Below are 22,953 nucleotides of genomic sequence, written 5' to 3'. Positions count from 1 at the left end.
GTCGTGCCGTTCTCGGCCTCCGATTGTCACGGTCCTGCCACACCGCGCTCCCCGGTGGGAGGGAACCGCACGTCATAGGCCTACCCTGACCGCTTCGCCGCCTGGCCGGAGGACGGGGTGGCCCGACAGGGAGGACACCGATGCCGGAACAGCGCGACGACGGGGCGACGGAGGACGGCCCGGCGGGCGGGACCGCCGAGGAGCGGATCCCCGAGGACCGGGCCGGCCGGGCGGACCGGCAGCCCCACCCGGCATGGCGCACCCCTCAGCAGCGGGCCGGGGCCGACGGGGGCAAGGGAGGCGGCCCCGTTGCCCCCTCCGGCCCTGTCGGCCCCTCCGGCCCTGCCAGCCCCTCCGGCCCTGCCAGCCCTTCCGGCCCCGCCGACCGCCCCCGGCCCGGCGGCCAGGCCCACCCCGCGCACGCCGGATGGGCCGCCCCGGCGGGGGTCCGGCCCGCGCGGCCCGGATGGGCCACCCTGATCCGCCCCGCCGACCCCGCCCCCGTCCGCCCGGCCACCCTCTGGGGCGTCCTCGGCACCGCCGTCGCCGCCGCCCTGCTGCTCGGCGACGGGCTCGGCATCGGGCTGCTGATCACCGCGCTCCCGGCCGCGTTCGCCGCGTACGCCGCCGCCCGTACCGCCGGCCGCAAGGCCCGCCCGTGGGCCGTGGCTTGGGCGCTGGGCTGCCTCGCCCTGCTCGCCGTACCCGCGCTGCGCGACGCCGGCTGGCCGTCCGTCCTGGCCGTCTTCGCGGCCGTCGGCCTCGGCGCGCTCGCCCTCCACGGCAGCCGGACCTGGCCGGGGATGCTGCTCAGCCCGCTCGGCTTCTTCGATGCCGCGCCCGCCGGGCTCGCCTGGGCGTGGCAGGGCGTCCGGGGCCTCGGCAGCGGGACCCGGGACCGCTGGTGGCCGCTGGTCCGGGCCGCGGCGGTGGCGGTGGTGCTGCTCGTCCTGTTCGGTGCCCTGTTCGCCTCGGCCGATGCCGCGTTCGCCGATCTGGTGGGCGGGCTGGCCCCCGATGTCTCGGTCGAGGACGGGCCGGTCCGGGTGCTGCTCTTCCTGTTCGGCGGGGTCGTGGCGGTGGCCGCCGCCCGGGCCGCGGCCGGCCCGCTGCGCTGGGACCGGATCCGCACCGCGCCGGGGAAGCAGCGCGGCCGGGCCGAGTGGGCCCTCCCGCTGATCGTGCTCGACCTGCTCTTCGCGGGGTTCAACACGGTCCAGCTGACGGTGCTGTTCGGCGGTTACGACCGGGTTCTGGAGCGGACCGGCCTGACCTACGCGGAGTACGCCCGGCAGGGCTTCTGGCAACTGCTGTGGGCCACCCTGCTGACCCTGGTGGTGATCGCCCTGGCGCTGCGCTGGGCGCCCCGCTCCGGTGCCCGCGACCGGAGCCTGGTGCGCGCGGTGCTGGGCACGTTGTGCGTGCTGACCCTCGTCGTGGTCGCTTCGGCCCTGCGCCGCATGGACCTCTACGTGGACGCGTACGGGCTGACCCGGCTGCGGCTCTCGGTCGCCGCGGTGGAGCTGTGGCTCGGGCTGGTGATCGTACTGATCGTCGCGGCCGGGCTGTTCGGCGCCCGGTGGCTGCCCCGCGCGGTGGTGGCGAGCGCGGCGGCCGCCGTCCTGGCCTTCGGGCTCGCCTCCCCGGACGGGCTGGTCGCCGAGCGGAACGTGGCCCGTTTCGAGCGGGCGGCCGACAAGGACGGGGCGATCGACCTGGCGTACTTCCAGTCGCTGTCGGCGGACGCGGTGCCCGCCCTGGACCGGCTGCCCGAGCCGCACCGGTCCTGTGCGCTGCGCGGGATCAACGACGCCCTGGCGGACCGCGGCCGAAGGCCCTGGTACGCGACGAGCCTGGGCGAGCAGCGGGCCATGCGGATCCTGAAGGAGCGCCCGGTCACCGCCTCCTACGAGGAGTGCTCGCGGCTGGGGGCGTTCGCGGACCGCTACGCGTACTGAGCCACCGGCCGGCGGCCGGGCAGGGCGCGGCGGGCTGCCCGGGGCGGTGGTGGTTCCCGAGGACGGCGGGGTGCCGGCCCGGCGGTCGATCCACCGGGCCCGGCGCCCCGTACGCGCTGGGTGGTGCTCCCGTACGTCGTCAGTGGGCCGGGCCCCCGGCCGCGGCGTTGCCGTTGAGGGCGGCGAGGTCGCTCTTGCGGACCCGGACCACGATCAGGGCGACGAGCAGGGCCAGCAGGGCCATGCCGGCGGCCGCGACGAAGGCGTCGGAGATGCCGACGGTGAGCACCTGGTGGCCGGCCGGGCCGGGGATGACCCCGGTCTCCTTGAACTTCGCCAGCTGCTCGGGGGTCGCCCCGGCGGCGAACGCCGGGAACTGCTCGGTGGTCTCCTCGCGGGCGGCGGTGCCGAACACCGTGACCAGGATGGACAGACCGAGCGAACCGCCCACCTGCTGGCTGGCGTTGAGCAGTCCGGACGCGGCGCCAGCCTCGTGCGAGGCCACCCCGGAGACGGCTGTCAGCGTCAGGGTGACGAAGTTCAGGCCCATGCCGAAGGCGAAGACCACCATCGGGCCGAGGAGCCCGGACACGTAGGAGCTGTCGGTGTCGATGAAGGTGAGCCAGCCCAGGCCGACTGCGGTGAGGGCGGATCCGGTGACCATGAAGGGCTTTGGGCCGAAGCGGGGCAGGAGCCGTTGCGAGATTGCGGCGGCGACACCGATGGCGGCGGTCACCGGCAGGAAGGCGAAGCCGGACGCGATCGGGGAGTAGCCCAGCACGTTCTGCACGAACTGGACGATGAAGAAGAACATGCCGAACATCGCGGCGGCCAGGCTGAGCATGATCAGGTAGGTGCCGGCCCGGTTGCGGTCGGCGAACATGCGCAGCGGGGTGATCGGCTCCTTGGCCCGCGACTCGACCACGGCGAAGAGGGCCAGCAGGACGACGGCCGCCACGAACGAGCCCACGGTCAGCCCGTCGCGCCAGCCCTCCTCGGAGGCGCGGATGAACCCGTAGACCAGCGAGGCCATGCCGAGGGTGGAGGTCAGTGCCCCGGCGAGGTCGAAGCGGCCGGGGTGGCGCTCGGACTCGCTGATGTAGAGCGGGGTCAGGAAGAGGATCAGGGCGCCGATCGGCACGTTGACGAAGAGGACCCAGCGCCAGTCGAGCCAGTCGGTGAGCACACCGCCGGCGAGCAGGCCGATCGCGCCGCCACCCGCGGAGACGGCGGCGAACACCCCGAAGGCCTTGTTGCGTTCGGGGCCCTCCGGGAAGGTGGTGGTGATCAGCGCGAGGGCGGTCGGCGAGGCGATCGCGCCGCCCACGCCCTGCAGCGCCCGGGCGGCCAGCAACTGCCAGGGCTCCTGGGCGAAGCCGCCGATCAGCGAGGCGAGCGTGAACAGCGCGATTCCGGCGAGGAAGACCCGGCGGCGGCCGAGGATGTCTCCGGCCCGGCCGCCGAGCAGCAGCAGCCCGCCGAAGGTGAGGGTGTAGGCGCTGAGCACCCAGGACAGGCCCGTGGTCGAGAAGTCGAGCGCCGTCTGGATGTGCGGGAGGGCGATGTTCACGATGGTCGCGTCGAGCACGACCATGAGCTGACAGGCTGCGATGACGGTGAGCGCGATTCCGGGGCGCCCCTCACGGCGGGCCGCCCCGGGTATTCGGGCCGCTGCCTCTTGTGTCCTTGTCACTGCTGATCCCCCAAGACGAAATAGTGAACGGACCCGTTCACTGAGTGACCACCGTAGGATGGCGGCGCAAGAGAACGCAAGCGTTCCCTAAGGGTGAAATTGTGTACGGCGGGCGCGCGAACGACGGGCGATGTGGGGCCCCTTGGCGGTCACCCCGAGCCGGGCGAAGGTGGATGTGATGGTGATTCCGGTGCGTCGGCGGGGTGCCGAGCTGGAGGGGGCGATCATCGATGCCGCCATCGAGCAGCTCTGCGAAGTCGGCTGGAACTCGCTCACGATGGAGGGCGTGGCGGCGGGTGCGCACACCGGCAAGGCGGCCGTCTACCGGCGCTGGTCCGGCAAGGCCGACCTGGTCGCCGACGCACTCGAGGCTCGGCTGCCCCCGCTGCTGGAGCCGTCCGACACCGGGTCCATCCGGGGCGACCTGCTGCAGCTCTGTCGGTGGATGCGTGACGTGATGCACTCCCGGTCCGGGGAGGCCCTGAGGTCGGTCCTTCACGAATGTGACTCAAGCGGCGTCGAGCGATTCCGGGAACTTATCTCCAACCGCCTCGTGCGGCCGTCCGGGCAGGTGTTCCAGCAGCTCGTGGAGCGTGGAATTGCGCGGGGGGACGTGCGGACCGGTGCCCGTGGGGAGTATGTCACGGATGTGATTCCGGCGATGATGATGTACCGCTCGAAGGTGTGCGGAAGCGAATGGCGGAACGCGGACATCGAGGAATTCATCGACCAGGTGCTGGTGCCGCTGCTCCGCGGGTGACCACGGTCCGGGCCGGGGTGTCGCAGGCGGCGCCGACGGGCGTACCCTTGCTGGCGCCATGCCGTACGAAGCACCCACCCACACCGTCGAACGCTCCCTCCGCGCTACCACCGGCGCCAAGGTCATCGCCGGGGTCGACGAAGTAGGACGAGGGGCCTGGGCCGGCCCCGTCACCGTGTGCGCGGCGATCACCGGACTGCGCCGGCCGCCGGACGGACTCACCGACTCCAAGCTGCTCACGGTGAAGCGGCGCGACGAGCTGGCCGAGGTGCTGGAGAGCTGGGTGACGGCGTACGCCCTGGGCGACGCCTCCCCTGAGGAGATCGACGAGCTCGGGATGACGGCCGCCCTGCGGCTGGCCGCGGTACGCGCGCTGGAGGCGCTGCCGGTCCGGCCCGACGCGGTGATCCTCGACGGCAAACACGACTACCTCGGCACGCCCTGGCAGGTCCGGACGGTGATCAAGGGCGACCGGTCCTGCGTGGCCGTCGCCGCGGCCTCGGTGATCGCCAAGGTCCGGCGCGACCGGATGATGGCCGCCCTCGGCGAAGGCGCCGACGGCATCGAGCAGTTCGGGTTCGCCGCGAACGCCGGATACCCGTCGCCCGTGCACCGGGCGGCACTTGAACAACTGGGGCCCACCCCGTACCACCGCCTCTCGTGGGCGTACATGGACGGACTGCCCCGGTGGCGACACCTCAAGAAGGTCCGCCGCAGTGAGGAATCGCTGGAACTGGAAACCGGAGGCCAGCTCGGCTTCGATTTCTGATCGCGCCCATGTGCCACCCACCGGTACGTTTCGTACCGGTGTTTGATAGACATCAACCCATGCCTCTCACCCCCGAGGAGCCTCAGATTCACGAGAGTGCCCAGGGTCCCCGCGTCACCCCGGCCCCGAGCCGCACCGCGCAGACCCCCCGCCCCGTACCTGGTCCGCGTCCCGCCGCCGTACCCCGGCCCGGGCGCCCCGGTCCGTCCCCCGCAGCGGCGAACCGCGCGGGCGGTGCCCCCAGGCCCGCCCCGCCGGCGCAGCGGGCCGCCACTCCCGGACCCGTACCCGCAGCCCCTTCGGTCTCCGCCGCGGTGCCGCAGGTCCAGCTGATCCCGGCCTCGGCCGAGGGCGCGCTGGACGCCGCCGAGGAAGCCGTCGACCTGCTGCTCGACACCGGCCGGGCGCCCGGCGACGTCCTGGTGCTCACCACCGGCGAACCGCACCCGTGGGCAGCGCACGAGCTGTCCTTCGGCGAGGCCGCCTACTGGGCCCAGCACGACGCCGGTGACGACGTGTTCTACGCGGACGCGGCACACGCGGAGCGGGCCGCCGGCCGTCCCGTCGTGGTGTTCGCGGTCAACGGCGGGCCGGTCGACGCGACCGCCCGCGCCCTGCCGGTCGCGCTCGCGCGCGCCGGTGCGCTGCTGATCGTGTGCGGCGATCCGCAGCAGGTCAACTCCGTGCTGGGGGCGGGCGTCTGACGCCCCGTTCCCCGGGAGGGGCGCTGGGGGGCGTCTCGGGGCGGGGCGGGCCATGGCCGGCCCCGCGGCAGCCCGGACGGCGCCTGACGCCGGAGCCGGGACACCGGAGTCCCGACGACGTTCCCCGCCCCGCCGGTGGGCGACCGTACGCGCGTCCGGGTGCGTACGCCGTGCCCCGCGCGGGGTGTTGACGGCACGGCAGCAGCGGCACGTGCCGGTCCGCTGCACCCGGTCCGGTGACCGGGGTGCTCGGTGACCGGCGGCCGTGTTACGGGCGTGCTGTGTGACGGGCGTGCTGTGTGTCCGGCGTGCTCAGCGAGCGGCGGTGCGGCGCAGCGGCTCGGCCGCGCCACCGCCGGTGCGCAGTGTGAGGGGAACCGGGTCGGTCACGGTCTCACCCAGCCCGACGGGCCTGCTGTCCGCGTCGGGCCGGCGGCCGCCGCGGCCCTCGCCGAGCACCTGCCATCCCTCCCGGGTCAGCGTGATGTACGCACCGCAGCGCAGCCCGTGCAGGGTGCAGGCGTCCCGCAGCCCCCACATCCACGCCCCGTCCTCCGGGGTCCACCGCTCGTCGCCGTCACGGCAGTAGAGCAGCACCGCCGTGCGCACCGGGGTCCGGCGGCGCAGGTCGTGCGGGATCACCCGGCGCAGCCGCGCCAGCAGCGCGTTGCGGTAGTCCCACCCGTCGGCCGAGACCGACCGCTGGGTGAAGGAGGCACTGGCGACGAGACGTTCCTCCGGGCCGAGCACGGCGATCACCGCGACGCCGGGCACCGGCGCGTGCCGTGAGTGGAGTCCGCTGACCACCTCACGCGGATTGCGCAGCAGGGGAATTCCGGCGGCCGTCCACTCGGCGGGCTCCAGCACCCGGTCGTTCCGGCCGGGGCCGTGGCCGGCGATGACGGACGACGAGCTCGCGGACGGGGCGAATCCGAAGGTCACGGTCCTCCCTTCGGGTACACGCCCGGTGACGGGCACAGCTGGGTGAGGGCGCGCCGCAGCGCGGCCCTGTTGAGCGCCGTCGAGCCGAGCGGGAGCCCTCCAATTCTCGCGTGGCCCGTCAGCGCGCGGCAACGAGCAATTGCTGCCGCGGACCGGAATTGGCTGGTATGCCGTTCATATCCTTGCCCCGTCAGGCAGGTGATGACGCATCCCGTTCCACTCGAACCGCTATTACCAGCGGAAACACTCCATACGGCACGGCCCGCCGGAGCAGCCGTACGGTCCCGGCGGACAGCCCGGCATTGGCCGTCCTTGATCGGTGCCCAGGGTGTGGACCGTTCGGGGACCGTCGGCCCCCCGCTCGTCACTCTGGGTGAGTTGGCCGATTGTCGGTGCCATCCGGTTGCATGGGGGCATGGACGATCCGCAGCTCCGTACCGAAGCCGATGCCATCCTCGCCGGACTCGTCGGCGCCCCCGCGGGAGCGGCACGGCTGCGGGAGGACCAGTGGCAGGCGGTGGCGGCCCTGGTGGTCGACCGCCGCCGGGCCCTGGTGGTGCAGCGCACCGGCTGGGGCAAGTCGGCGGTGTACTTCGTGGCCACCGCTCTGCTGCGCCGGCGCGGTGCCGGCCCCACGGTGATCGTCTCGCCGCTGCTGGCGCTGATGCGCAACCAGGTGGAGGCGGCGGAGCGGGCCGGCATCCGGGCCCGCACCATCAACTCGGCCAACCCGGAGGAGTGGGAAACCATCCACGGGGAGGTGGAGCGCGGCGAGACCGACGTCCTCCTCGTCAGCCCGGAACGCCTCAATTCCGTGGACTTCCGCGATCAGCTGCTGCCCAAGCTCGCTGCCACCACCGGTCTGCTGGTGGTCGACGAGGCGCACTGCATCTCCGACTGGGGCCACGACTTCCGCCCCGACTACCGGCGGCTGCGGGCGATGCTCGCCGAGCTGGCCCCCGGCGTGCCGGTGCTGGCCACCACCGCCACGGCCAACGCGCGGGTCACCGCGGACGTGGCCGAGCAACTGGGCACCGGCGCGGGCGAGGCCCTCGTGCTGCGCGGCCCGCTGGAGCGGGAGAGCCTGCGGCTCGGCGTGGTGCGGCTGCCGGACGCGGCGCACCGCCTGGCCTGGCTCGCCGAGCACCTGGACGAGCTGCCGGGCTCCGGGATCATCTACACGCTGACCGTGGCCGCCGCCGAGGAGACCACCGCCTACCTGCGGCAGCGTGGCTTCCCGGTGTCCTCCTACACCGGGCGCACGGAGAACGCCGACCGGCTGCAGGCCGAGGCCGACCTGCTGGAGAACCGGGTCAAGGCACTGGTCGCGACCTCGGCCCTGGGCATGGGTTTCGACAAGCCGGACCTGGGCTTCGTACTCCACCTCGGCTCGCCGTCCTCGCCGATCGCCTACTACCAGCAGGTCGGCCGGGCCGGCCGCGGCGTGGACCACGCGGACGTGCTGCTGCTGCCGGGCAAGGAGGACGAGGCCATCTGGCGCTACTTCGCCGACACCGCCTTCCCGCCGGAGACACAGGTCCGCCAGACCCTCTCCGCGCTCGCCGAGGCCGGCCGGCCGCTGTCCGTGCCCGTTCTGGAGGCGGCCGTGGACCTGCGGCGCAGCCGCCTGGAGACCATGCTCAAGGTCCTCGACGTGGACGGTGCCGTGCGGCGGGTCAAGGGCGGCTGGGAGAGCACCGGCGCGCCCTGGGCGTACGACGCCGAGCGGTACGCCCGGGTGGCGCGACAGCGGGCCGCCGAACAGCAGGCCATGCGCGACTACGTGGGCACCGGCGGCTGCCGGATGGAGTTCCTGCGCCGCCAGCTGGACGACGAGGGAGCGGCCCCGTGCGGCCGCTGCGACAACTGCGCCGGAGCCTGGGCCGAGTCCGGCGTGTCCGCGGAGACCCTGACGGCCGCGGTGAAGGAACTGGACCGCCCGGGCGTCGAGGTCGAGCCGCGCCGGATGTGGCCGACGGGAATGCCCGCCCTCGGCATCGACCTCAAGGGGCGCATTCCGGCCGGCGAGCAGTGCGCCACCGGGCGCGCCCTGGGCCGGCTCTCGGACATCGGCTGGGGCAACCGGCTGCGCCCGCTGCTGGCCGAGAACGCGCCCGACGGCCCGGTCCCCGACGACGTCCTGCGGGCCGCCGTGGCCGTCCTCGCCGACTGGGCGCGTTCTCCGGGCGGCTGGGCGCCGGGCGTCCCGGACGCCACCGCCCGGCCGGTGGGCGTCGTCGCCGTGCCGTCCCTGACCCGCCCGGAGCTGGTCGGCTCCCTCGCCCGGGGCATCGCGGAGGTCGGCCGCCTGCCCTTCCTGGGCGCGCTCGCGTACACCGGGCCGGACGGCGCGCACCGGGCCCGCCGCAGCAACTCCGCCCAGCGACTCGCCGCGCTGTCCGGTGCCTTCGCCGTTCCCGAGGAGCTGGCCGTCGCGCTGGCCGGCTCCCCGGGCCCGGTCCTGCTCGTGGACGACTCCACGGACTCGGGCTGGACGCTGGCCGTGGCGGCCCGTCTGCTCCGCCGGGCAGGCGGGGAACGGGTCCTTCCGCTGGTCCTCGCCGCGGCGGGCTGAGCGCCCGGCGGGCCGCGCGGGCGAGGCCCGGGTCCCGCCGGACCACGGGTGTCGAGGGGCGGCTCCGGGGTTATCCACAGGGGTTTCGGTGCCCGGACCGGTGCGGGACCGTCGAGCCATGACGAAGAACCAGAACCAGAACGCGGACCAGAACGCGAACCAGAATCAGGGCCAGGGGCAGGGTCAGGGTCAGGGCCGAGAGCAGGAGCAGGACCGCGGCCGGCGACAGGACAGCGCGCCCGGCGGATCCGGTGGGGTCGGTGGGGTCGGTGGGTCCGGTGGGTTCGGCGGGTTCTACGAGGGCCCCCAGATCACCCTGCGGAGTCCGGCCGAACTGGCCGACGCGCTCCCGTACATGATCGGCTTTCACCCGACCGACTCCCTGGTCATGGTCGCCGTGCACGGCGCGGGCGGGCGGTTCGGCGGCAGGCTGCGGGTCGGTCTGCCCGCCGGCCCGGCGGAGTGGGACGACACCGCCCGGCAGGTCGCCGACTGCCTGGTACGCGGCAGCGAACGGCGAGGCGGCAAGCCCGACGGCATCGTCCTGTTCCTCTGTCAGGACCCGCCGGAGGGCGGGAGTCCGCAGCGGGTGATGACCGGGCTCCGGCCGTTCGCCCAGCGGATCCGGCTGGCCTGCGGGGCGCTGGACGTACCGGTGCTGGAGGCCCTGTGCATCTCCGGCGGCCGGTACTGGTCCTACTGCTGCCCCGACCCGCGCTGCTGCCCGGCCGAGGGGAACGAGCTGGCCGCGCCCGGCACTTCGGTCATGGCAGCCGCCGCCACCTACGCCGGGCTGCGGGTCCGCGGGTCCCTGAAGGACATCGAGAACCGGCTCGCCCCGCTGCGCGGCCGGGTCGCCGAGGAGCAGCTGCGGGCGCTGGACCGGGCCGCCGCCACCCTGGTGCCGAAGATCCTCGACGGGGACACCCGCAAGGAGGCGGGCGAGGAGACCCTCGCGCTGGCCCGGACCCTGATGAAGCGCCTCGCCCTCGCCCCGCCCGCGGATGCCGGTCCCTCAGGTGACGACTGGGACGACGCGCTGCTGGGCCACGACGAGGCCGCCGCACTCGTCCTGGGCCTGCAGGACCGGGAGGTCCGCGACATCGCCGCCGAGTGGATGGAGGACGAGGAGGCCGCTCCCGCCCTCCGGCTCTGGCGGGCCCTGGCCCGCCGCTGTGTCGGCGCCTACCGGGAACACGCGGCGGCACCGCTCACCCTGGCCGGCTGGGTGTCCTGGTCCACCGGGGACGAGCCCACCGCCAGGATCGTGCTCGCGCTGGCCCTGCAGGCCGACGGCGAGTACCGCTTCGCCCAGCTGTTGCACCGTGCCTGCAACGAGGGCATCGACCCGGAGGGACTGCGGGAGTGCCTGCGCCAGGAGCGGCGCCGCCGGGAACCGCGGCGCAAGCGGATCATCGCCCGCCCGCCCGGCCGCCGTTCGCGTGGTGCCCGGCGAGGCGCCCGCCGGACGGCCGGGAGCGGGCAGTGAGCGCCCGGTGCACCGTTCGGCTCCGCGACGGGCGGCCGTGCCGGGCGGGACGGAGCGTGACCCGGGCGGGGGTGAGGGCGTTCAGCCATGCGGTGGCGGCGGCCCGGGGCCGCGGCCACCCCCGTGGACCCGATCCGAGCGCGGCGCCGACAGCGAGCGCGGCCCCGGCAGAGAAGGAAGGCCGACGCATGGCGCACCCCGTTTCCCCCGCCCGCCGGCCCGAGCTGCCCCCGGTGCACGGCGCGGTGATCTGCGTCGCCGCCCCCTGTCTGGTGATCTCCCCGGAGCACGGCCAGCTGACCGGACGCGGCCTGGACGGCATCTACCGCTCCGGGCGCCGGCTGCTCTCCCGCTGCCTGCTCCGGGTCGCGGGCCGCGATCCGGTCGCCATCCAGGGCCGCAGCCTCGGCGCGGACCGGGCCGGCTTCACCGCCACCGTCCGCACCGGGGCCGAAGCCGGCCCGGACCCCGACATCGGAGTCGAACGAGTACGGCACGCGGACGGCACCGAGCGGATCACCCTGCGCAACTTCAGCGCGCGGCGGCACCGGCTGCCCGTCGAGATCGCCCTCGGCACGGACCTCGCCGACCTGGCCGCCGTCGCCGGGGGCCGCGCCGGGCCCGAACTGCCCGCCGGGGTGCACACCGCCGGCCTGCGCTGGAGCACGGAGGACGGCGCCCAGGCCGTCACCACTGCCGAACCGCCGCCGGACGACGCCCTGGCCTCCGCCGGCCTGCTCCGGTGGGAGCTGGACCTGCCCGCGGGGGAGGCCCGCACCATCGAGCTGCGCACCGCCCCGGACCGGACCGGCCGGGCGCCCGGCGGAACGGCCGCCGGGCCGCTCGCCGAGGCCCGAGCCGAGGGCGACGACCCGCGCGCCGAGGACTGGTTCCGGAGCAGCGTCGCGGACCTGCGGGCGCTGCTGCTGAGAGACCCCGCAGGGCCCGTGGACGCCTTCCTCGCGGCCGGTGCGCCCTGGCGCCTGGGGATCGCACCGGCGGAGTCCCTGTGGGCCGCCAGGATGGCGCTGCCGCTCGGCACCGGCCTCGCCGCCGCGACCCTGCGCGTGCTGGCCCGCACCCAGACCGCGGGCCGCGGCCCCGAAGCCGGGATGATCCCCGGACCCCTGCGCGGGGCGGGCCCCCAGCTCCCTCCGGGCTGCACCGGCACCGAGGCCACCCTGGCCTTCCCGGTCGTGCTCGCCGAGGCCCGCCGCTGGGGCCTGCCCGAAGCGGAACTGGACGAGCTGCTGCCCGCCGCCGAGCGGTGCCTGGACTGGCTCCGCGCCCGCCTCGGGGCAGACGCCTTCCTGGCCGACCCGGCCGCCGGACCCCGCCGCTGCGAGACCCAGGCCCACGTCCACCGGGCCGCGCTGCTCGGCGCCGATCTGCTCGCCGCCTGCGGCCGGCCGGGCGCCGAGGAGTGGCGGGACCGGGCGGCCGCCTTGCGGGAGCGGTTCCGCGCCGAGTTCTGGATCCACGCAGACGGCCCCTCCGGCGGCCGTCCGGCGGCGGCCCTGCACCCCGACGGCCGGCCGCTGCCCCGGCTCACCGCGGCCGCCGCGCACCTGCTCGACACGGGGCTGCTGGGTGGCGGCAGGCTCGCGCAGGGGCTGCTCGACCCGGTCCGCACCGAACACCTGGCCCGGCTCCTGGGAGCCCCGCCGATGGACTCGGGCTGGGGACTGCGGAGCATGGCGGCCCGGGAGCCCGGGCACAACCCGTTCGGCCACCGCTCCGGGGCCGTCCGCCCGCAGGAGACCGCCGTGGCCGTGGCAGGCCTGGCCGCCGCAGGGTTCGAGAAGGAGGCCGCGGGTCTGCTGCGCGGCCTGCTCGACGCCGCCGAGCACTTCGGGTACCGGCTGCCCGAGATGTACGCCGCCGAGCAGCGGACCGCCGGGAGCGCCCCGCTGCCGCACCCCGCCGCCTGCCGGCCCGCCTCGGTCGCCGCCGCCGCGGGGGTCCACGTGCTGGCCGCCGTGGTCGGCGTCCGCCCGGACGCCCCGTCCGGCACGGTCACCCTCGCCCCGCTCGCCGGGGCCCCGCTCGGCGCGCTCCGGCTGTCCGGGCTGCGGGTGGCCGGCGAACCGTTCGCCGTCCGGGTCAGCAGACTGGGCCTCGGCATGGTGGAGGAGGCGGCCGGTGCGCTCCAACTGGCCACGTAGCGGGCACAGGGCGGATCACTGCCGGGCGCGGCCCGCCCGGCACCGGCCTTCGCCGAGTCGCCACCGGCCGCCGGTGTGCCCGGGCTGCCGCCGGGAGGTGCCCCCACCGCCTGGACGGCCCTCCTCCGCCCTGCCGTCCACGGCACCGGACGGTCCCGGACGTCCGGTCCTGCTCGACCGGACACCGGTTCGCCCGGGCCCGCGAAGCCCGTCCCGGAGGGGCATCGCTTTCCGGATCACCAAAGCGCTGATTATCGTCAGGAAGACGACTATGATCGCCGCATGTCGCCCTACGACCCGTCGGCCTTCCCGCCCTTCGCCGTTACCGTCGACCTGGTCGTGCTCACCGTGCGGCGCCACGCGCTCTGCGCGCTCGTGGTCAAGCGGGGTGAGCAGCCGTTCCAGGGAACCTGGGCGCTGCCCGGAGGCTTCGTGCGCGGAGACGAGGGCCTGGCGGCGGCCGCCGCCCGGGAGCTCTCCGAGGAGACCGGACTGTCCGCCCACGATCCCGCCCAGCCCGACGCGGACAACGGCGCCCACCTCGAACAGCTCGCCACCTACGGGGCTCCGGACCGCGACCCGCGGATGCGCGTCGTCAGCGTCGCCCACCTGGTGCTCGCCCCGGACCTGCCCGCCCCGCGCGCCGGCGGGGACGCCAACAGCGCCCGCTGGGCACCGGTCGACGAACTCCTCACCCCCGAGGGAGAGGCATCCCGGCTCGCCTTCGACCACGACCGCATCCTCGCGGACGGTGTGGAGCGAGCCCGCTCGAAGATCGAGTACTCCTCGCTCGCCACCGCCTTCTGCCCGCCCGAGTTCACCGTCGGCGAGCTGCGCCGGGTGTACGAGGCGGTCTGGGGCGTGGCCCTCGATCCGCGCAACTTCCACCGCAAGGTGACCGGGACCCCCGGGTTCCTGGTGCCGTCCGGCGGCACGACCACCCGTCAGGGCGGCCGCCCCGCCCAGCTGTTCCGGGCCGGCGGGGCCACCCTGCTCAACCCGCCGATGCTGCGCCCGGAAGTCTGACGGTCCGACACCGAACCGGCCTGCTTGCGCCGAAAATCGGACATATCGCGTTATCTTGATGGCGGTACTCACACGGCCGCCGAGCGGTCACATCCCCCGCGAGAGACAGCGATGCTCCAGGCGATCGGACTCACCAGCGCACCCCGCCGGGACCACCCACCCGCCGTGGACGGCCTCACCTTCGAGGCCGGCCCGGGGCAGGTGACCGCCCTCCTCGGCGCGCCCGGCTCGGGCCGGACCACGGCCCTCCGACTCATGCTCGAACTCGAACCCGGACGCGGCGTCACCTACTTCCGCGGCCGGCCGCTCCACCGGATCCCGCACCCCGCGCGCGAGGTCGGCGTCCTCCTCGGCGACGTCCCCGGTCATCCCGCCCGGACCGTGCGCAGCCAGCTGCGCATGCTGTGCGCGGCGGTCGGCGTCCCCGCCTCCCGGGCGGACGCCATGCTCGACGTCGTCGGGATCGCCGGCCTGCGCGACCACCGGCTCGGCTCCCTCTCGCTGGGCATGGACCGGCGGCTGGGGCTGGCCGCGGCCCTGCTCGCCGACCCCTGCACGCTGCTGCTCGACGAGCCCTCCGCCGGGCTGTCGTCCCGCGAACAGAACTGGCTGCACGGACTCCTGCGCGGCCACGCCTCCCTCGGCGGGGCCGTGCTGTTCACCACCGACGACCCCAAGGAGGCCGCCCGCGCCGCCGACCGGGTGGTCACCATCGAGGCCGGGCGAGTGCTCGCCGACCAGGACGCGGCCGAGTTCTCCCGGACCCGGCTGCGCCCCAGGGTCGCCGTGCGCAGCCCGCACGCCGCCCGGCTGGCCGACGTACTGGGCCGGGAGGCCCGCGAGGGACAGCGCACGGTGGAGATCGTCGAGGAGAGCGGCAACCGGCTTTCCGTCTACGGCAGTAGCTGCGCCGAGATCGGCGAGACGGCCTTCCGGCACGGGGTGCTGGTGCACCGGCTCGCCGACGAGACGGGCGACACCGGTATCCCCGCCCAGGCGGCCCGGCCCGCCGCGGACCCGGGCGCCGGAGCGGCAGCCCCGGCCGACGCGGCCCCCGCCGGCGCAGCCCCTGCCGGGGCGGAGGCGGCGTGGACCGCGGGACCGGCCCGGCGGGCCGCCTCCGGCCGGCCGCCCTCGGCCGTGCGCCGGGTCGGAGGGCCGCTCCGGCCGCTGCGCTACGAGCTGCGCCGCGTCTTCGGCACCGCGACCCCGGTGCTCACCGCCGCCTCCGTGCTCGCCGCCTCCGTGCTCACCGCCCTGCTGCTCGCCCGCGCCGGGCACACCCCGCAGAACCGACTGCTCGCCGCCTGGCCGGAGAAGCTGCCGCTGCCCCCGGCCGCCCTCGGCGCCGGGCTGCTCGGCGCCCTGGCGTTCGGCGAGGAGTACCGGTATCCGGCGCTCGCCGCCGACCGCGGAACCGTGCCACGCCGGATGGGCCTGCTCCTGGCCAAGCTCGGGGTCGGCGCGGCCCTCGCGCTGCTCCTGGGCGGGCTCGCGGTGGCCGCCGACGCGGCCGCGCTCAAGCTGGTGTTCGACCACGGCCCGCTACGGGCCCCGGCCGAGTGGCTCTCGCCCGCCGCGAGCTGGGCCGGGCTGCTCGTCGGCTGCGCCTGGGCCGGGGTGCTGGCCTCCGGGGTGTTCCGCTCCGCGATGGCCGGGCTGGCCGCCGTCCTCGCCGTGCCGTTGTTCGTGGTCCCGCTCGTGAGCAGGGTGCTGGCCGGGCCCTCGGCCTACCCGGCGGCCGGGATCGCCGCCCGGCTGCGCGGGCTGAGCTTCGCACAGTGGCCGCCCGAGGCGGACCGCCTGGTCCTGGGGGCGCTGCGGGTCATGACCCAACCCGTCGGAACCGCACTGGTGTTGTCCCTGACGGTGCTGCTGTGCGCCTATGGGTTCACCGGTCTGCGCGGCCGCGTCCGCTGGTGATCCGGCGATGATCGGTTCCTTACGATAAGGCGTCAATTGGGAAGGTGGCGCTGATCACCCTTTCGTGTGCTTTTCACCAAAGACCTCAAGGGCCTTCGGGGCACGGCCGACAAAGGATGCGTGAGTACCCTTGCGCACACCATGATGACCACCGCCCGCCATGCCGAGACCGGTCTCGCAGGCCCGGGCGAACTCGACCGCTACCCCTACGCGGAGGCCCCCGGTGCCGACCGCGTCGGCGCGCCCCACTGGGACGGCTCCGACGTCGAGTTGAGCCGGGTCGGCCGGCGCGCGGCCGGCAGCCGCGGCCGCGGACTGCACGGCCAACTCGTCCAGCAGCTCGGTCAGATGATCGTCTCCGGCGACCTCGGCGCGGACCGCCCGCTGGTCCCCGAGGAAATCGGCCAGCGGTTCGAGGTCTCCCGCACGGTCGTCCGCGAGTCCCTCCGGGTCCTGGAGGCCAAGGGTCTCGTCAGCGCCCGCCCCAACGTCGGCACCCGCGTCCGCCCGGTCAGCGACTGGAACCTGCTCGACCCCGACATCATCGAGTGGCGGGCCTTCGGCCCCCAGCGCGAGGACCAGCGCCGCGAGCTGACCGAGCTCCGCTGGACCATCGAGCCGCTGGCCGCAAGGCTCGCCGCGGGCCACGGACGCCAGGACATCCAGCAGCGCCTGTCCGACATGGTCGAGATCATGGGCCACGCCCTCGGCCAGGGCGACACGATCACCTTCTCCCGCGCCGACAACGAGTTCCACGGCCTGCTCATCCAGGTGGCCGGCAACCGCATGCTGGAGCACCTCTCCGGCATCGTCTCCGCCGCCCTCCAGGTCTCCGGCAGCCCGGTCACTGCCTGTGACCGCCGGAGCGAGACCTGTGTCGGACACCACGCGCGGATCGTCGAAGCCCTGGCCGCCGGCGACGCCACGGGAGCCGAGAACGCCATGCGCCAGCTGCTGATGGTGCATCCGGAGGTCGAGCGCGTGGTCCCCGCCCCGCGCGAGCACTGAGCGGCAGTGCGCGCGGGGGCACGCGGGGGCGGAACGGGTGGTCGCCGGGCCCTGGGCCCCGGACGAAGTCTGGGGGAAGGTCCGGCGGCTGGGCCGTCCGGCACTCCGTTCCGCACCCCGTCAGGGCCCGGCAGGAACGTATCGGGACCTGCCGGTGTGAAGGGGATGTGATTCGGGCCACGAATATTGGGCGTAACGCTCTGCGAGGTCGTGCGATGACCTAAGAGGTGATGGCCGACGGAGGGAAGACAGCAGCCGGACCGGGTGCTGTGCAGCTCCCAGGCCGCTGCCCGCGCCGCCGGCCCATCCCCGTCGGTGGTCGTCGGCTCCGGTCCAGCACCAGACCGGGGTCGGAAGCCGTTTCCATCGTTCCGAGAGGTTGTTCGTGTCGGCCAGCACATCCCGTACGCTCCCGCCGGAGATCGCCGAGTCCGATTCTGTGATGGCGCTCATCGAGCGGGGCAAGGCCGAGGGGCAGATCGCCGGCGATGACGTGCGTCGGGCCTTCGAGGCTGACCAGATTCCGCAGACCCAGTGGAAGAATGTTCTCCGCAGCCTCAACCAGATCCTCGAGGAAGAGGGTGTGACGCTGATGGTCAGTGCCGCGGAGTCCCCCAAGCGCAGCCGTAAGAGCGTCACGGCGAAGGCGCCGGCCAAGCGGGCGGCGACCAAGACCGCCGCGGCCAGGACGACGGCCGCCCCGGCCGCCGCCCCGGAGGAGATGCCGGCGGCCCCGGACACCGCCGCCGAAGCGACTGCGGACGAGACCGGAACCGAGCCCGCGCCCGTGAAGAAGGCCGCGGCGAAGAAGACGGCGGCCAAGAAGGCCGCCCCGGCCAAGAAGACGGCCGCGAAGAAGACCGCGGCGAAGAAGACGGCGGCCGCGAAGACCGCCGACGAGCCCACCGACGAAGAACCCGTCGAGGAGGCCGCCGCCGGCAAGGGCGCCGAGGAAGAGGAAGAGACCGGCGAGGCCAAGGGATTCGTGCTGTCCGACGAGGACGAGGACGACGCCCCGGCCCAGCAGGTCGCCGTGGCCGGCGCCACCGCCGACCCGGTCAAGGACTACCTCAAGCAGATCGGCAAGGTCCCGCTGCTCAACGCCGAGCAGGAGGTCGAGCTCGCCAAGCGGATCGAGGCGGGTCTGTTCGCCGAGGACAAGCTGGCCAACTCCGACAAGCTGGCGCCCAAGCTCAAGCGCGAGCTCGAGATCATCGCCGAGGACGGCCGCCGGGCCAAGAACCACCTGCTGGAGGCCAACCTCCGCCTGGTCGTCTCGCTGGCCAAGCGCTACACCGGCCGCGGCATGCTCTTCCTGGACCTGATCCAGGAGGGCAACCTGGGTCTCATCCGCGCCGTCGAGAAGTTCGACTACACCAAGGGCTACAAGTTCTCGACCTACGCGACCTGGTGGATCCGGCAGGCCATCACCCGCGCCATGGCCGACCAGGCCCGCACCATCCGCATCCCGGTGCACATGGTCGAAGTGATCAACAAGCTCGCCCGCGTGCAGCGCCAGATGCTCCAGGACCTCGGGCGCGAGCCCACCCCGGAGGAGCTGGCCAAGGAACTCGACATGACCCCCGAGAAGGTCATCGAGGTCCAGAAGTACGGCCGCGAGCCGATCTCCCTGCACACGCCGCTGGGCGAGGACGGCGACAGCGAGTTCGGCGACCTCATCGAGGACTCCGAGGCGGTCGTCCCGGCCGACGCGGTCTCCTTCACGCTCCTGCAGGAACAGCTGCACTCCGTGCTCGACACCCTCAGCGAGCGCGAGGCCGGCGTGGTCTCCATGCGCTTCGGCCTCACCGACGGGCAGCCCAAGACCCTGGACGAGATCGGCAAGGTCTACGGGGTCACCCGTGAGCGGATCCGCCAGATCGAGTCCAAGACCATGTCGAAGCTGCGCCACCCGTCCCGCTCCCAGGTGCTGCGCGACTACCTCGACTGAGGTCCGGCCCGACCGGCTCCCGGGACGCCGGGGAGCACGTAGGGGGGTGGTCGCGCGGGTGCGCGCGGCCACCGGGCATTCCACTCTGGGTGGAGTCACATCCACCCAGAGTCAGGAGGCCCCATGCGTCGTCCCTTCGCCCGTTTCCTGGCGGGCGCACTGACCCTGGCGGCAGGAACGGCCGCCATACCTCTGGCCCAGGCGCCGCGGGCGGCCGCGGACGGGGTGGTGATCGGGGGGAAGCCTGCCAAGGTCGGCGACAGCCCCTGGGTGGTCGCCCTCTCCAGCCGTGACCGGTTCGGGGGTACGCGGGCGGGCCAGTTCTGCGGGGGTGTGATCGTGGGGCCGACCAAGGTGCTGACGGCCGCCCACTGTCTGGGCCGCGCGGTGCTGGGCGGCCCCGTCGAATCCGTGCGCGACCTGCGGGTGATCACCGGGCGGACCGAGCTGCGGGCGGCCGAGGGCCGGGAGATCGCGGTGCGCGGGGCGCGGGTGAACCCCGCGTACGACGCGGTGACCAACGCGGGGGACCTGGCCGTCCTGGAACTCGACGAAGCCGTGCCCGCCGCCCACGTCCTGCCGCTGGCCGGTGCGGCGGACCCGGGCTACACCGCGGGTACCACGGCCTCGGTGTACGGGTGGGGCGACACCACGGGCTTTGGTGACTACGCGTACGGGCTCCGGGTCTCCGAGGTGACCGTGCTGTCCGACGAGGTCTGCCGGGAGGCGTATCCCGGCGACGCGGACGGACGGTACCTGCGGGACTCCATGGTGTGCGCGGGGGACAAGGAGGGCGGCAAGGACGCCTGCCAGGGAGACAGCGGCGGGCCGCTGGTGGCCGGGGGCCGGCTGATCGGCCTGGTGTCCTGGGGGCGCGGCTGCGGCCGTGCGGACAGTCCCGGTGTCTACACCAAGATCGCCCCGCTCGCCGCGTTCGTGGCCGGCTGAGAGCACGCTCCGGAGCGGGCCCGGCCGGGTCGGCAGTGGGGCCCGCGGTGCGGCTCGTGGTGGGGTCCGCGGCGAGCGAAACCGTCGCGGGTGGAAATGAGGACGGGCGGTGCCCCCTGGATCTCAGGGGTACCGCCCGTCGACCGGCCTGGCCGGTCCTGGCTCGTCGGGATGCGAGGGATCAGCGTGTCAGCGTTCCTCGGTGTCGGCCGGGGCCTGAACGGCCGTGAGCCGCTCGGTCTCATCCTGTATTTCCGCGGCGATCTTCCTGAGTTCCGGCTCGAACTTGCGTCCGTGGTGGGCGCAGAAGAGCAGTTCACCGCCACTCATCAGGACGACGCGCAGATATGCCTGGGCGCCGCAACGGTCGCATCGGTCAGCGGCCGTCAGCGGGGTCGCGGGGGTCAGAACAGTAGTCACGTCGCCTCTTCTCTAGCTCGACGAGCTGTCGTACCAGGGTCAACATCCAACCAGGCCGAAAACGTTCCCGCTCGCGGCTTTTCCTCGAAACTTCCTTCCGAAGCTGGCCGGCTGCTGCCGGTTGGCGGCGAAGGAGCCGTATTGCGTTGCTTTACGGTTTCGCGTTGTTTGTCGTTGCTTGTCGTCGTCGCATGGGGGTCTCGTCCTCCCCGGCGGGAGTGCCGGTTGTTCATGAGGACGTGCCCGAACCCTAAATGGTTCATGCGCGGAAGGGAACGTGATGTTTGCTTCACCCCATCGGGGGATCGAACATCCGTACGGTTCTGCATTAGGCTGATGAACCGCGAGGGTGGCGTTGTACCGGCTCTACCAGGCATCGGTACCCTCTGACGGGCAACGAGCCAACCCTGGGCCCGAACGGGCCGGAAAAGAAATTCAGCGAGGAGCGAACTGCGTGACCGCCGACACGTCCGTGCCTTCCAACGCGCTGCTGACCGGAGCGGACCGGGACGGCTCCAACTACACCGCGCGGCACCTGCTCGTCCTCGAAGGTCTCGAGGCCGTCCGCAAGCGTCCCGGCATGTACATCGGCTCGACCGACAGTCGTGGCCTGATGCACTGCCTCTGGGAGATCATCGACAACTCCGTCGACGAGGCCCTCGGCGGTTTCTGCGATCACATCGAGGTCGTGCTGCACGACGACGGCTCGGTCGAGGTCCGCGACAACGGCCGCGGCATCCCGGTCGACGTCGAGCCCAAGACCGGACTGTCCGGTGTCGAGGTCGTCATGACCAAGCTGCACGCCGGCGGCAAGTTCGGCGGCGGCTCCTACGCGGCTTCCGGCGGTCTGCACGGCGTCGGTGCCTCCGTGGTGAACGCCCTCTCGGCCCGCCTCGACGTCGAGGTCGACCGCAACAGCTCCACCCATGCGATCAGCTTCCGGCGCGGCGTGCCGGGCATCTTCACCGAGCAGGGCCCCGACAGCCCGTTCGACCCGGCCAACGGCCTGCAGAAGACCAAGCGGATCCCCAAGGGCCGCACCGGCACCCGGGTCCGCTACTGGGCCGACCGGCAGATCTTCCTCAAGGACGCCCGGCTCTCCCTGGAGACGCTCTACCAGCGCGCCCGGCAGACCGCCTTCCTGGTGCCCGGCCTGACCCTGGTGGTCCGCGACGAGCGCGGCATCGACGGGGCCGGCAAGACCGAGGAGACGTTCCGCTTCGACGGCGGCATCAGCGAGTTCTGCGAGTACCTCGCGCAGGACAAGGCCGTCTGCGACGTGCTGCGGCTGAGCGGCACGGGCACCTTCAAGGAGACCGTCCCGGTCCTCGACGACCGCGGTCACATGACCCCCACCGAGGTCACCCGCGAGCTCGGCGTCGACATCGCCCTGCGCTGGGGCACCGGGTACGAGACCCAGCTGAAGTCCTTCGTCAACATCATCGCCACCCCCAAGGGCGGCACCCACGTGTCCGGATTCGAGCGGTCGGTCGCCAAGACGGTGAACGAGGTGCTCCGCTCCGCAAAGCTGCTCCGCGTCGCCGAGGACGACGTCGTCAAGGACGACGCCATGGAGGGCATGACCGCGGTCGTGACCGTCCGGCTGGCCGAGCCGCAGTTCGAGGGCCAGACCAAGGAGGTGCTCGGCACCTCTGCGGCCGCCAGGATCGTCGGCCAGGTGGTGGCCCGGGAGCTGAAGGCGTTCCTCACCTCCACCAAGCGGGACGACAAGCAGCAGGCCCGCGCCGTGATGGAGAAGATCGTCGCAGCCGCCCGGACCCGGATCGCGGCCCGCCAGCACAAGGAGGCGCAGCGCCGGAAGACCGCGCTGGAGTCCTCCTCGCTGCCCGCCAAGCTGGCCGACTGCCGCAGCGACGACGTGGACCGCAGCGAGCTCTTCATCGTCGAGGGCGACTCCGCCCTCGGCACCGCCAAGCTCGCCCGGAACTCCGAGTTCCAGGCCCTGCTGCCGATCCGGGGCAAGATCCTCAACGTCCAGAAGTCCTCCGTCTCGGACATGCTCAAGAACGCCGAGTGCGGAGCGATCATCCAGGTCATAGGGGCCGGCTCGGGCCGCACCTTCGACATCGACGCGGCGCGCTACGGCAAGATCGTCCTGCTGGTGGACGCCGACGTCGACGGCGCGCACATCCGCTGCCTGCTGCTCACCCTGTTCCAGCGGTACATGCGGCCGATGGTCGAGGCCGGCCGCGTCTTCGCCGCCGTACCGCCGCTGCACCGGATCGAGCTGGTCCAGCCCAAGAAGGGCCAGGACAAGTACGTGTACACGTACTCCGACAGCGAGCTCCGCCAGACCCTGCTGGAGTACCAGCGCAAGGGGATCCGCTACAAGGACTCCATCCAGCGGTACAAGGGCCTCGGTGAGATGGACGCCGACCAGCTCGCGGAGACCACCATGGACCCGCGGCACCGCACCCTGCGCCGGATCAACATCGGCGACCTGGAGGCGGCGGAGCAGGTGTTCGACCTGCTCATGGGCAACGAGGTCGCCCCCCGCAAGGAGTTCATCACCAGCTCGGCGGCCACCCTGGACCGTTCGCGCATCGACGCCTGACCCGCCGCGGGGCTTCACTCCATCACCTGATGGAGTGAAGCCCTTTC

General features: G+C 73.7%; 16 protein-coding genes. 13 read left to right on the top strand and 3 right to left on the bottom strand.

From position 1 onward, the window contains the following. The first annotated feature begins 140 nt into the window (after positions 1-140). Positions 141-1,958, top strand: a complete 1,818-nt coding sequence (locus AC067U_RS04985) for a DUF4153 domain-containing protein (protein ID WP_478828185.1) — start codon at positions 141-143, stop codon at positions 1,956-1,958. Between the two features lie 139 nt (positions 1,959-2,097). Here the strand turns inward: AC067U_RS04985 and AC067U_RS04980 are convergent, their stop codons facing one another. Then, positions 2,098-3,651, bottom strand: a complete 1,554-nt coding sequence (locus tag AC067U_RS04980) for an MFS transporter (protein ID WP_478828184.1) — start codon at positions 3,649-3,651, stop codon at positions 2,098-2,100. Positions 3,652-3,829: 178 nt separating this feature from the next. On the opposite strand from AC067U_RS04980, the gene AC067U_RS04975 reads away from it, so the two are divergent. Genes AC067U_RS04975 through AC067U_RS04965 form a run of 3 tightly spaced genes read left to right on the top strand, consistent with a single transcriptional unit; the run spans position 3,830 to position 5,884 of the window. Next, positions 3,830-4,411 (top strand): TetR/AcrR family transcriptional regulator, encoded by a 582-nt coding sequence (locus AC067U_RS04975; RefSeq protein WP_478828292.1) that lies wholly within the window; start codon positions 3,830-3,832, stop codon positions 4,409-4,411. A 58-nt stretch (positions 4,412-4,469) separates the two neighbouring features. Then, complete coding sequence (locus tag AC067U_RS04970) at positions 4,470-5,180, top strand: ribonuclease HII (RefSeq protein WP_478828183.1); 711 nt, start codon at positions 4,470-4,472, stop codon at positions 5,178-5,180. A gap of 59 nt (positions 5,181-5,239) precedes the next feature. Beyond that, entirely contained in the window at positions 5,240-5,884 is a 645-nt protein-coding gene (locus AC067U_RS04965) for a hypothetical protein (RefSeq protein WP_478828182.1), read from the top strand. Between the two features lie 312 nt (positions 5,885-6,196). Here the strand turns inward: AC067U_RS04965 and AC067U_RS04960 are convergent, their stop codons facing one another. After that, on the bottom strand, positions 6,197-6,826 hold the full coding sequence (locus AC067U_RS04960) for a hypothetical protein (protein WP_478828181.1): 630 nt from the start codon (positions 6,824-6,826) through the stop codon (positions 6,197-6,199). 415 nt (positions 6,827-7,241) lie between these two features. Between AC067U_RS04960 and AC067U_RS04955 the strand changes: the two genes are divergently transcribed. The 8 genes from AC067U_RS04955 (at position 7,242) to AC067U_RS04920 (ending at position 19,911) form a co-directional block, all read left to right on the top strand. Next, a complete protein-coding gene (locus tag AC067U_RS04955) occupies positions 7,242-9,401 on the top strand; it encodes a RecQ family ATP-dependent DNA helicase (protein ID WP_478828180.1) in 2,160 nt (719 codons plus the stop codon). Between the two features lie 118 nt (positions 9,402-9,519). Next, positions 9,520-10,890 carry a DUF4192 domain-containing protein gene (locus AC067U_RS04950; RefSeq protein WP_478828179.1) on the top strand — a complete coding sequence of 457 codons (1,371 nt, stop codon included), beginning with the start codon at positions 9,520-9,522 and terminating at the stop codon, positions 10,888-10,890. 188 nt (positions 10,891-11,078) lie between these two features. Then, positions 11,079-13,055 (top strand): glycogen debranching N-terminal domain-containing protein, encoded by a 1,977-nt coding sequence (locus AC067U_RS04945; protein ID WP_478828178.1) that lies wholly within the window; start codon positions 11,079-11,081, stop codon positions 13,053-13,055. A 282-nt stretch (positions 13,056-13,337) separates the two neighbouring features. Beyond that, positions 13,338-14,081, top strand: a complete 744-nt coding sequence (locus AC067U_RS04940) for an NUDIX hydrolase (protein ID WP_478828177.1) — start codon at positions 13,338-13,340, stop codon at positions 14,079-14,081. A 111-nt stretch (positions 14,082-14,192) separates the two neighbouring features. Further along, complete coding sequence (locus tag AC067U_RS04935) at positions 14,193-16,004, top strand: ATP-binding cassette domain-containing protein (protein WP_478828176.1); 1,812 nt, start codon at positions 14,193-14,195, stop codon at positions 16,002-16,004. A gap of 66 nt (positions 16,005-16,070) precedes the next feature. Next, entirely contained in the window at positions 16,071-17,012 is a 942-nt protein-coding gene (locus AC067U_RS04930) for a FadR/GntR family transcriptional regulator (RefSeq protein WP_478828175.1), read from the top strand. Between the two features lie 385 nt (positions 17,013-17,397). Next, positions 17,398-18,963, top strand: a complete 1,566-nt coding sequence (locus tag AC067U_RS04925; RefSeq protein ID WP_478828174.1) for an RNA polymerase sigma factor — start codon at positions 17,398-17,400, stop codon at positions 18,961-18,963. Positions 18,964-19,086: 123 nt separating this feature from the next. Next, entirely contained in the window at positions 19,087-19,911 is an 825-nt protein-coding gene (locus tag AC067U_RS04920; RefSeq protein ID WP_478828173.1) for a serine protease, read from the top strand. 189 nt (positions 19,912-20,100) lie between these two features. On the opposite strand, the gene AC067U_RS04915 is transcribed toward AC067U_RS04920, so the two are convergent. Next, positions 20,101-20,331: a DUF7455 domain-containing protein gene (locus AC067U_RS04915; protein ID WP_478828172.1), complete on the bottom strand. Its 231-nt coding sequence runs from the start codon at positions 20,329-20,331 to the stop codon at positions 20,101-20,103. A gap of 454 nt (positions 20,332-20,785) precedes the next feature. Here AC067U_RS04915 and AC067U_RS04910 point away from each other — a divergent pair, with 454 nt between their 5' ends. Next, entirely contained in the window at positions 20,786-22,906 is a 2,121-nt protein-coding gene (locus tag AC067U_RS04910; protein ID WP_478828171.1) for a DNA gyrase/topoisomerase IV subunit B, read from the top strand. Positions 22,907-22,953 lie beyond the last annotated feature (47 nt).

The organism is Streptomyces sp. NPDC043853 (assembly GCF_056436025.1).
Note: the sequence above shows the minus strand (reverse complement) of the source record. Positions and strands in the feature narration are given on the sequence as shown.